11 protein-coding genes are annotated in these 7,830 nt (G+C 62.6%); 10 read left to right on the top strand and 1 reads right to left on the bottom strand.

The genetic code is table 11. From position 1 onward, the window contains the following. From FEM54_RS18625 to madM, 9 genes are all read left to right on the top strand, one after another. Positions 1 to 757: malonate decarboxylase subunit alpha (locus tag FEM54_RS18625; RefSeq protein WP_171045863.1), on the top strand; the 757-nt coding region annotated here is incomplete at its 5' end. Beyond that, complete coding sequence (locus FEM54_RS18620) at positions 758 to 1,591, top strand: triphosphoribosyl-dephospho-CoA synthase (RefSeq protein WP_138452413.1); 834 nt, start codon at positions 758 to 760, stop codon at positions 1,589 to 1,591. Further along, entirely contained in the window at positions 1,591 to 1,890 is a 300-nt protein-coding gene (locus tag FEM54_RS18615; RefSeq protein WP_017139433.1) for a malonate decarboxylase subunit delta, read from the top strand. Before FEM54_RS18620 ends, FEM54_RS18615 begins: the two co-directional genes overlap by 1 nt. Then, positions 1,883 to 2,725 (top strand): biotin-independent malonate decarboxylase subunit beta, encoded by an 843-nt coding sequence (locus FEM54_RS18610; protein ID WP_138452412.1) that lies wholly within the window; start codon positions 1,883 to 1,885, stop codon positions 2,723 to 2,725. The genes FEM54_RS18615 and FEM54_RS18610 overlap by 8 nt, the downstream gene beginning before the upstream one ends. After that, on the top strand, positions 2,722 to 3,492 hold the full coding sequence (mdcE, locus tag FEM54_RS18605) for a biotin-independent malonate decarboxylase subunit gamma (RefSeq protein WP_138452410.1): 771 nt from the start codon (positions 2,722 to 2,724) through the stop codon (positions 3,490 to 3,492). The genes FEM54_RS18610 and mdcE overlap by 4 nt, the downstream gene beginning before the upstream one ends. After that, complete coding sequence (locus FEM54_RS18600; protein WP_138452408.1) at positions 3,486 to 4,082, top strand: malonate decarboxylase holo-ACP synthase; 597 nt, start codon at positions 3,486 to 3,488, stop codon at positions 4,080 to 4,082. The genes mdcE and FEM54_RS18600 overlap by 7 nt, the downstream gene beginning before the upstream one ends. After that, positions 4,079 to 4,978 carry a malonate decarboxylase subunit epsilon gene (mdcH, locus tag FEM54_RS18595; RefSeq protein ID WP_138452406.1) on the top strand — a complete coding sequence of 300 codons (900 nt, stop codon included), beginning with the start codon at positions 4,079 to 4,081 and terminating at the stop codon, positions 4,976 to 4,978. Before FEM54_RS18600 ends, mdcH begins: the two co-directional genes overlap by 4 nt. Before the next feature lie 67 nt (positions 4,979 to 5,045). Continuing rightward, on the top strand, positions 5,046 to 5,438 hold the full coding sequence (gene madL, locus FEM54_RS18590) for a malonate transporter subunit MadL (RefSeq protein WP_099488469.1): 393 nt from the start codon (positions 5,046 to 5,048) through the stop codon (positions 5,436 to 5,438). A 5-nt stretch (positions 5,439 to 5,443) separates the two neighbouring features. After that, positions 5,444 to 6,208, top strand: a complete 765-nt coding sequence (madM, locus tag FEM54_RS18585) for a malonate transporter subunit MadM (RefSeq protein ID WP_138452404.1) — start codon at positions 5,444 to 5,446, stop codon at positions 6,206 to 6,208. A 137-nt stretch (positions 6,209 to 6,345) separates the two neighbouring features. Here madM and FEM54_RS18575 read toward each other — a convergent pair whose 3' ends face one another. Continuing rightward, positions 6,346 to 7,260 (bottom strand): LysR family transcriptional regulator, encoded by a 915-nt coding sequence (locus FEM54_RS18575; protein WP_017139426.1) that lies wholly within the window; start codon positions 7,258 to 7,260, stop codon positions 6,346 to 6,348. Between the two features lie 411 nt (positions 7,261 to 7,671). Between FEM54_RS18575 and FEM54_RS18570 the strand changes: the two genes are divergently transcribed. Continuing rightward, positions 7,672 to 7,830 (top strand): hemolysin III family protein (locus tag FEM54_RS18570; RefSeq protein ID WP_171045862.1); only part of this gene is annotated, 159 nt, incomplete at its 3' end.

The following is a 7,830-nucleotide window of genomic DNA, read 5'->3' as shown; positions in this document are numbered from 1 at the left end:
GGTGGAAAGCGTGCATTGCTTCGGCACCGAACTGGGCATGGAAAACTACATCGCCGCCCGCCCGGATGTGTTCTTCACCGGCCGCGACGGCTCGATGCGCTCCAACCGGATGTTCTGCCAACTGGCCGGCCAATACGCGGTGGACCTGTTTATCGGCGCCACGCTGCAAGTGGATGGCGACGGGCATTCCAGCACCGTGACCCGTGGCCGTCTTGCCGGTTTTGGTGGCGCGCCGAACATGGGCCACGACCCACGCGGCCGCCGTCACGGTACGCCGGCCTGGCTCGATATGCGCCACGACGACGCGCCGGAGGCCTTGCTGGAACGCGGCAAAAAGCTTGTGGTGCAAATGGTCGAGACCTTCCAGGAAGGTGGCAAACCCACCTTCGTCGAAACCCTCGACGCTGTGGAGGTCGCGCGCAAAAGCGGCATGCCGCTGGCGCCGATCATGATCTACGGCGACGACGTCACTCACCTGCTCACCGAAGAAGGCATCGCCTATCTGTATAAGGCACGCTCGCTGGAAGAGCGCCAGGCGATGATCGCCGCCGTTGCAGGCGTCACCGCCATCGGCATGCGCCACAACCCCAAGGACACTGCGCGCATGCGCCGCGAAGGCTTGATCGCCTTGCCCGAAGACCTCGGCATCCGCCGCACCGACGCCACCCGCGAGCTGCTCGCCGCCAAGAGCGTGGCCGATTTGGTGGACTGGTCCGGTGGCCTGTACAACCCGCCCGCCAAGTTCAGGAGCTGGTAAATGCGCGCCCTCAAACTGCATGAACTGAGCCTCGCCGATCGCCTGGCGGATATGGCTGTGGATGCCTTGATTGATGAGGCTGACCTGTCACCCAAACCCGCATTGGTAGACCGTCGCGGCAATGGCGCCCATAGCGATTTGCACCTGGGCCTGATGCACGCCTCGGCGCTGTCGTTGTGGCCGATGTTCAAGGAAATGGCCGAAGCGGCGCTTGAGTTCGGTGAAGTGGGTTTGCCCTTGCGCGAAGCCCTCGGGCGTATCGGGCGCGAAGGTGAGCAAGCCATGCTCGCCACCACCCAAGGCGTGAATACCCATCGCGGCGCGATCTGGGCCCTCGGTTTGCTCACTGCCGCAGCGGCTCTGGAGCCACGCGCTGTCACGCTCACCGCCGCCAAACTGGCCTTGCTCAACGACCGTTTCGCCCCGCAACCGCTAAGCCATGGCGCGCAAGTCGCGCAACGCTACGGCGCACGCGGTGCCCGTGAAGAAGCGCAATTGGGCTTCCCTGCCGTGGTGCAACGCGGCCTGCCGCAGTTGCACAAAAGCCGCCGTCAAAACGCCGGTGAACAGAATGCGCGCCTGGACGCCTTGCTCGCGATCATGACCGACCTGGCCGACACCTGCGTGCTCTACCGAGCCGGCACCGAAGGCCTGCGCGCCATGCAACGCGGCGCCCAGGCGGTGCTGGACGCTGGCGGTAGCGCAAGCCTCGCCGGGCGCCGCCAACTGCACGACCTTGACCAGCAACTCCTGGCCCTGAATGCCTCCCCCGGCGGCGCCGCCGACCTGTTGGCCGCCTGCCTGTTTATCGACCGCCTCGACGGAGCGTTGTGATGGAAACCTTATCCTTTGAATTCCCCGCCGGGCAGCCGCCCAAAGGCCGTGCGCTGGTGGGTTGCGTCGGCTCCGGCGACCTGGAAGTGTTGCTGGAACCGGGCACGCCCGGCACGCTGACCATTCAAGTGCAGACTTCGGTGAATGGCGCCGAGCAACGCTGGCAGCATCTGTTCGAACGGATCTTCCAGGAGCAGACGCCACCGGCTTTGAAGATTGATATTCACGACTTCGGCGCCACCCCCGGCGTGGTGCGTTTGCGCCTGGAACAGGGTTTCGAGGAGATCGGCCATGACTGATTTACTCAACAAGCACAGCTTCGTCGAACTCGGTGCGCGGCAGCGAGCCAAGGCGTTGCTGGACAGCGGCACTTACCGCGAACTGATCGACCCGTTCCAACGCGTGATGTCGCCGTGGCTCAGCCGCCAAGGCGTTGTGCCGCAAGCGGATGACGGCGTGGTGATCGCTAAAGGCAGCATCGCCGGGTTGCCGGTGGTGATTGCTGCCATTGAAGGCAATTTCCAGGGCGGCAGCCTCGGTGAAGTGGGCGGCGCAAAAATCGCCGGTGCCCTCGAACTGGCGGCTGAAGACAACCGCAACGGTGTTCCGACCCGTGCCGTGCTGCTGCTGGAAACCGGCGGTGTGCGCTTGCAGGAAGCCAACCTTGGGCTGGCGGCGATTGCCGATATCCATGCGGCGATTGTCGACCTGCGCCAGTACCAGCCGGTCGTCGGCGTGGTGGCGGGTAGTGTTGGTTGTTTTGGTGGCATGTCCATCGCCGCCGGGTTGTGCAGTTATCTGGTGGTCACCCGCGAAGCACGCCTGGGCTTGAATGGCCCACAAGTGATCGAGCAGGAAGCGGGGCTGGAAGAGTACGACTCCCGCGACCGGCCGTTTATCTGGAGCCTTACCGGCGGCGAGCAGCGCTTCAACAGCGGCCTGGCCGACCGTTATGTGGCGGACGATGTGGCGCAGATCCAACAGACCGTCAGCGCCTTGCTGCAACAGGGTTTGCCCGAGCAACAGCGTAGCCGTCAGATCGATTTCTACCTGGCGCGCCTCACTGAGCTGGACGCTGCGCCGCAAATAGACCCCGCGACGGTGCGCGACCTGTATCAAGGAGAACGTCCATGAGAGGCTTGCAGTGGTTCAACGCATTGAGCGTCGGCGCAACGCCTGTCGAAGGGTTGCCCGACTCATTGAAGGTTGCAGACGGCGTAGTGGGTGAACAGGCCGTGCGCTTTATTGCCGTGGTCACCGATGCGCAAAATCGTTTCCCGCGTGCGCGCAACGGCGAAGTCGGTTTACTGGAGGGCTGGGGTCTTGCCAAGGCTGTCGACGAAGCCATCGAGAAGGGCGACAAACGCCCCATCATCGCTATCGTCGATGTACCCAGCCAAGCCTACGGCCGTCGCGAGGAAGCCCTGGGCATCCATCAGGCCCTGGCCGCCGCCGCCGACAGCTATGCCCGCGCTCGCTTGGCCGGGCACCCGGTGATTGCGCTGCTGGTGGGCAAAGCCATGTCCGGAGCGTTTCTCGCTCACGGCTATCAGGCCAACCGCATGATCGCCCTGCGTGACCCTGGCGTGATGGTGCACGCCATGGGCAAAGCCTCGGCGGCGCGAGTGACCTTGCGCAGTGTTGAAGAACTCGAAGCCTTGGCCGCCAGCGTGCCGCCCATGGCTTATGACATCGACAGCTACGCCAGCCTCGGTTTGCTCTGGGAAACCCTGTCGGTCAGCCAGATTGAGCAGCCCACGGCGGACGACGTGACGCGGGTCAGCGATTGCCTGTTGCACGCCATTCAAGATATCCACAGCTCTGATCTGAAAGGGCGCCTGGGTGCGAGCAATCGCGCAGCTTCCAGCCATGTACGCCAACTGCTGCAGGAGCAATGGTGAACGCCCACGACTTGCTCTGGGGCATGACCCCGGTGCAGCTGCCCGCTGACGCGCCAGCCTGGGTACGCGCCGCGATCAGCGCCGGTCACCCGGTGGTGGTGCGTCGCGCCCTGGCCGAGCCGGGTTACGTGGCCGTCGGTGTGCGCGGGCGCTTGCGTGAGCAGCGGTTTGCGGCGGTGATGCCGCTCGTGGCCGTGCAACGACGTGTGGTGCCACAAGATTTGCGCAGCGCGGTTTCGCCACGGGATTTACCGGCGTTAAGCGCGCTCGATCAATTGCGCCCGGTGCTGGCGCAGCAAGACTGGGGCGTCACCGGCAGTGCGGGTTTCGAGTTGGCAAGCGGGATTGAAGCGCTGCACGCCAAGAGCGATCTGGATTTGATCCTGCGCACGCCCGAGCCACTTGAGCGCAACGCCGCACGCGATCTGCTGGCGCTGTTGGACTCAGCCGAATGCACCGTCGACCTGCAACTGCAAACCCCGTTTGGCGCTGTCGCCTTGCGTGAGTGGGCTGGCGAATCACGCCGTGTGCTGCTTAAAACCACCCACGGTGCGCACCTGGTACTCGACCCTTGGCAGGCTGTGGCATGAGCAGCCTTCTGGTATTTCCGGGGCAGGGTGCCCAGCGCGCGGGCATGCTCCAAGCGTTGCCTGCTCAGGTCCTGGAAGAAGCCAGCGATGCATTGGGCGAAGACGTAAGCCAGCTCGATTCAGCCCAAGCCCTGGCCAACACACGCGCCGTGCAACTCTGCCTGTTGATTACGGGTGTGGCCCATGCGCGCCAATTGCAACACACACCCGATTACGTGGCGGGTTTGTCCATCGGCGCCTACCCGGCCGCCGTCATCGCCGGTGCGCTGGAGTTTGCTGACGCGGTAAAGCTGGTGAGCCTGCGCGGCGAACTGATGCAAAACGCTTATCCACAAGGCTTTGGTATGACCGCGATCATCGGCCCGCAGTTATCCACAGTCGAAACGCTGCTGGCCGAAATCCACAGCGCGCAAACCCCGGTGTACTTGGCCAACATCAACGCCGACAACCAGACCGTCATCGCCGGCAGTGATGAAGCCATGCAGCGTGTCGCGCAACGCATCAAAGGCAACGGCGTGGCCAAGCGCCTGGCCGTGAGCGTGCCATCCCATTGCATGCTGCTGAACGAACCCGCCGAAGCATTGGCGCAGGCGTTTGTAACGCTCAAGGCGCCGCGCATCACCTACCTGAGCAGCACCCGCGCGCGGCCTATCCACAACCCCGAGCAACTGCGCGACGACCTGGCCTTCAACATGTGCCGCATCGTCGACTGGCGCGGCACCGTGCAAAGCGCTTACGAGCGCGGTGTGCGCCTGCAAATCGAACTGCCGCCTGGCGCGGTACTCACCGGTCTGTCCCGGCGTGTCTTCGAACAAGGCAGCGTAATCGCCTATGAAGGCGCACGCCTGGACACCTTGCAGATCCTGCTGCAAGAGGAGGAGCGCCGCCACCGATAAAGCACCACCCAAGGCTTTCGAAGCACAAAAACAACAATTTCGATGAAGCACTTTGAGGACAACAACCATGATTATTTACGGTGTGGCGTTTCTGGCGCTGTGTACGTTGATCGGCCTGTTTATCGGTGAGTTGCTGGGCAAATGGATGGGGATCCCGGCCAACGTCGGCGGGGTGGGTATCGCTATGTTGCTGTTGATCGGCCTGGGCAGTTACCTCAGCAAACGTGGGCTGTTTACCGGCAAGTCGGAGCAGGGCGTGAGCTTCTGGGCGGCGGTGTATATCCCGATTGTGGTAGCGATGGCGGCCCAACAAAACGTGTACGGCGCGATCAAGGGCGGGCCGATGGCGATTCTGGCCGGCACGCTCGCCGTAGTGCTGGGGTTTGCCCTGGTACCGGTGTTGGTGCGCATCGGTAACCGTGAGCCAGTTGCGGCTGTTCCCACTAAAGAAGCCGGGTGATCGCCATGTACGAATCCATGATGAAAGTGATCACCGGCTACGGCTTGATCAGTGGTTTTGCCGTGATCGGCCTGACCATGTGGGTGTCCTATTGGATCTCCGACACCTTTACCAAAGGCCGCCTGCACGGTTCGGCCATCGCCATTTTGCTCGGGCTGGTGCTGTCGTATGTGGGCGGCGCGTTTACCGGCGGCGCCAAGGGCGTGGTGGATATTCCGTTGCTGTCGGGCATCGGCCTGCTGGGCGGTGCGATGCTGCGCGACTTTGCCATTGTTGCCACGGCGTTTGGTGTGAGTGTGGATGAACTCAGGCGCGCCGGTTACGTGGGCGTGCTGGCGCTGTTTGTCGGCGTGGGTTCCTCGTTCGTGGCTGGCGTCGGAGTGGCGATGGCGTTTGGTTATACCGATGCCGTGAGCCTCACCACCATTGGTGCGGGCGCCGTGACCTACATCGTTGGCCCGGTGACGGGCGCGGCGATTGGTGCCAGCTCCGAGGTCATGGCGCTGTCGATTGCCGCCGGGTTGATCAAGGCCATCCTGGTGATGGTGATGACGCCATTTGTAGCGCCGTTGATCGGGTTGAATAACCCACGCAGTGCGGTGATTTTCGGCGGGCTGATGGGCACGTCCAGCGGCGTGGCCGGTGGTTTGGCAGCGACCGATCCGAAACTGGTGCCGTATGGTTGCCTGACGGCGGCGTTTTACACGGCGCTGGGCTGCCTGCTGGGACCGTCGTTGCTGTTTTTGCTGATGCGCGGGCTGGTGGGCTGACCTGAGCCGGCCTCATCAATGATCGTTCCCACGCTCCGCGTGGGAATGCCTCATGTGACGCTCCGCGTCACGCCTTTAAGAGCAGACGCGGAGCGTCCAGGGCTGCATTACCACGCAGAGCGTGGGAACGATCGGTGTCAGGTTTGGCGGTTGGCATACATCCGACACTCCGCCAGCAACGCCAGCAAGTTCGGATCACGCTCCTTGGCCTTCAAAAACACCACGCCAATATGCTGCTGCAACCGATACCGCGGTTGCAGCGGTATGAGCTTCACGCGGTTCTCATACACCGCCGCAATCCTTCCCGGCAGCAACGCATAACCCACGCCTGAACTGACCATGCTCAGCAGCGTGAAAATGTCGTTCACCTGCATCGCCACCTTCGGCTCAAACCCCGCCTGCTTGAACACCCGATTGCCGTCCTGATGGGTGGCGAAGCCTTGGGTGAGGGTAATGAAAGTAGCGTCGCGCACATCCGCCAGGTCGATTTGCTGTTCACGGTCGAAGGGTGAATCGGCTGGAGTGGCGAGGAAGATGTCGTCGGAAAACAGCGCGATCTGTTCGCAGTCGGGGTCGTTGGCGTGGTCGTCGAGGGAGATGAGGATCGCGTCGACTTCCATGTTCTTGAGTTTGTAGAGCAAGTCAAAGTTGGAACCCAGGATCAGGTCGATATTGAGTTCGCTGCGCCTGATTTTAAGGCCCATGATCAATTGCGGCACGGTTTTGACCGTCAGCGAATACAGCGAGCCCAGCTTGAAGCGCTCGGCGGAAAACCCGGCGGCTTCGCGGGTCAGGCGCACGCTGTCGACCACATCGGCGACCAGTTTCTGCGCGCGTTCTTCGAGCACGTAGGCACTTTCCAGCGGCGTGAGGTTGCGCCCTTCATGCTTGAACAGCGGGCAGCGCAGCGCGTTTTCCAGGGAGTGGATGGCGCGGTGTACGCTGACGTTGCTGGTTTGCAGCTCGGCAGCGGCGCGGGCCAGGTTGCCGGTGCGCATGAATGCCAGGAAGATTTCCAGTTTCTTGAGGGTGAATTCTTCGTCGATCAGCATGGCCGTGGCTCGGGTTCGAATGCTGTCGATTGTGCCCCTAAAACCCGTTCACTCCCAGCGATGCGCTGCACAGGCCCAGCACCAGGCGGGTGTACCGAAGGGAACAGGTACAGCCCGCGCACGGTCACAATCGCACCCGGCAAGCCATGCAGGTGGCGATATTGGGGCCGGGCCATGGAGATTGCCGTATGTGGGAGCTGGCTTGCCTGCGATGAGGTCTGTCAATTATTGAATGATGGGCTGACACACCGCTATCGCAGGCAAGCTAGCTCCCACAGGACTCAGTGAGTGATCCATCGGCACGGGGTCGTTGGGCAAAGGCAGAAATGCGTGTTACCTGTAACAGTGCCGGTAGCGTCACAATGGTCCTGGCACAACCATGTGGTAACGGTTATTCGAGGTGAGTGACACATGTATCACGGGGAACGATTCAACGCCTGGAGCCATTTGGCCGGGGCGGTCGCCGCGTTTGTCGGCGCAGTGTGGATGTTGGTGGTGGCGAGCCTGGACGGCAGCCCCTGGAAGATCGTCAGCGTGGCGATTTATGGTTTTACCCTGCTGGTGCTGTAC

This window comes from Pseudomonas edaphica, assembly GCF_005863185.1.
In the GTDB taxonomy this organism is placed as follows: Bacteria; Pseudomonadota; Gammaproteobacteria; order Pseudomonadales; family Pseudomonadaceae; genus Aquipseudomonas; species Aquipseudomonas edaphica.
Note: the sequence above shows the minus strand (reverse complement) of the source record. Positions and strands in the feature narration are given on the sequence as shown.

Excerpts from the sequence above, each read along its gene's own strand:
- FEM54_RS18615 (WP_017139433.1), top strand. The coding sequence starts at position 1,591 with ATGGAAACCTTATCCTTTGAATTCCCCGCCGGGCAGCCGCCCAAAGGC.
- FEM54_RS18610 (WP_138452412.1), top strand. The coding sequence starts at position 1,883 with ATGACTGATTTACTCAACAAGCACAGCTTCGTCGAACTCGGTGCGCGG.
- mdcH (WP_138452406.1), top strand. The coding sequence starts at position 4,079 with ATGAGCAGCCTTCTGGTATTTCCGGGGCAGGGTGCCCAGCGCGCGGGC.
- mdcE (WP_138452410.1), top strand. The coding sequence starts at position 2,722 with ATGAGAGGCTTGCAGTGGTTCAACGCATTGAGCGTCGGCGCAACGCCT.
- FEM54_RS18600 (WP_138452408.1), top strand. The coding sequence starts at position 3,486 with ATGGTGAACGCCCACGACTTGCTCTGGGGCATGACCCCGGTGCAGCTG.
- madL (WP_099488469.1), top strand. The coding sequence starts at position 5,046 with ATGATTATTTACGGTGTGGCGTTTCTGGCGCTGTGTACGTTGATCGGC.
- FEM54_RS18575 (WP_017139426.1), bottom strand. The coding sequence starts at position 7,260 with ATGCTGATCGACGAAGAATTCACCCTCAAGAAACTGGAAATCTTCCTG.
- madM (WP_138452404.1), top strand. The coding sequence starts at position 5,444 with ATGTACGAATCCATGATGAAAGTGATCACCGGCTACGGCTTGATCAGT.
- FEM54_RS18620 (WP_138452413.1), top strand. The coding sequence starts at position 758 with ATGCGCGCCCTCAAACTGCATGAACTGAGCCTCGCCGATCGCCTGGCG.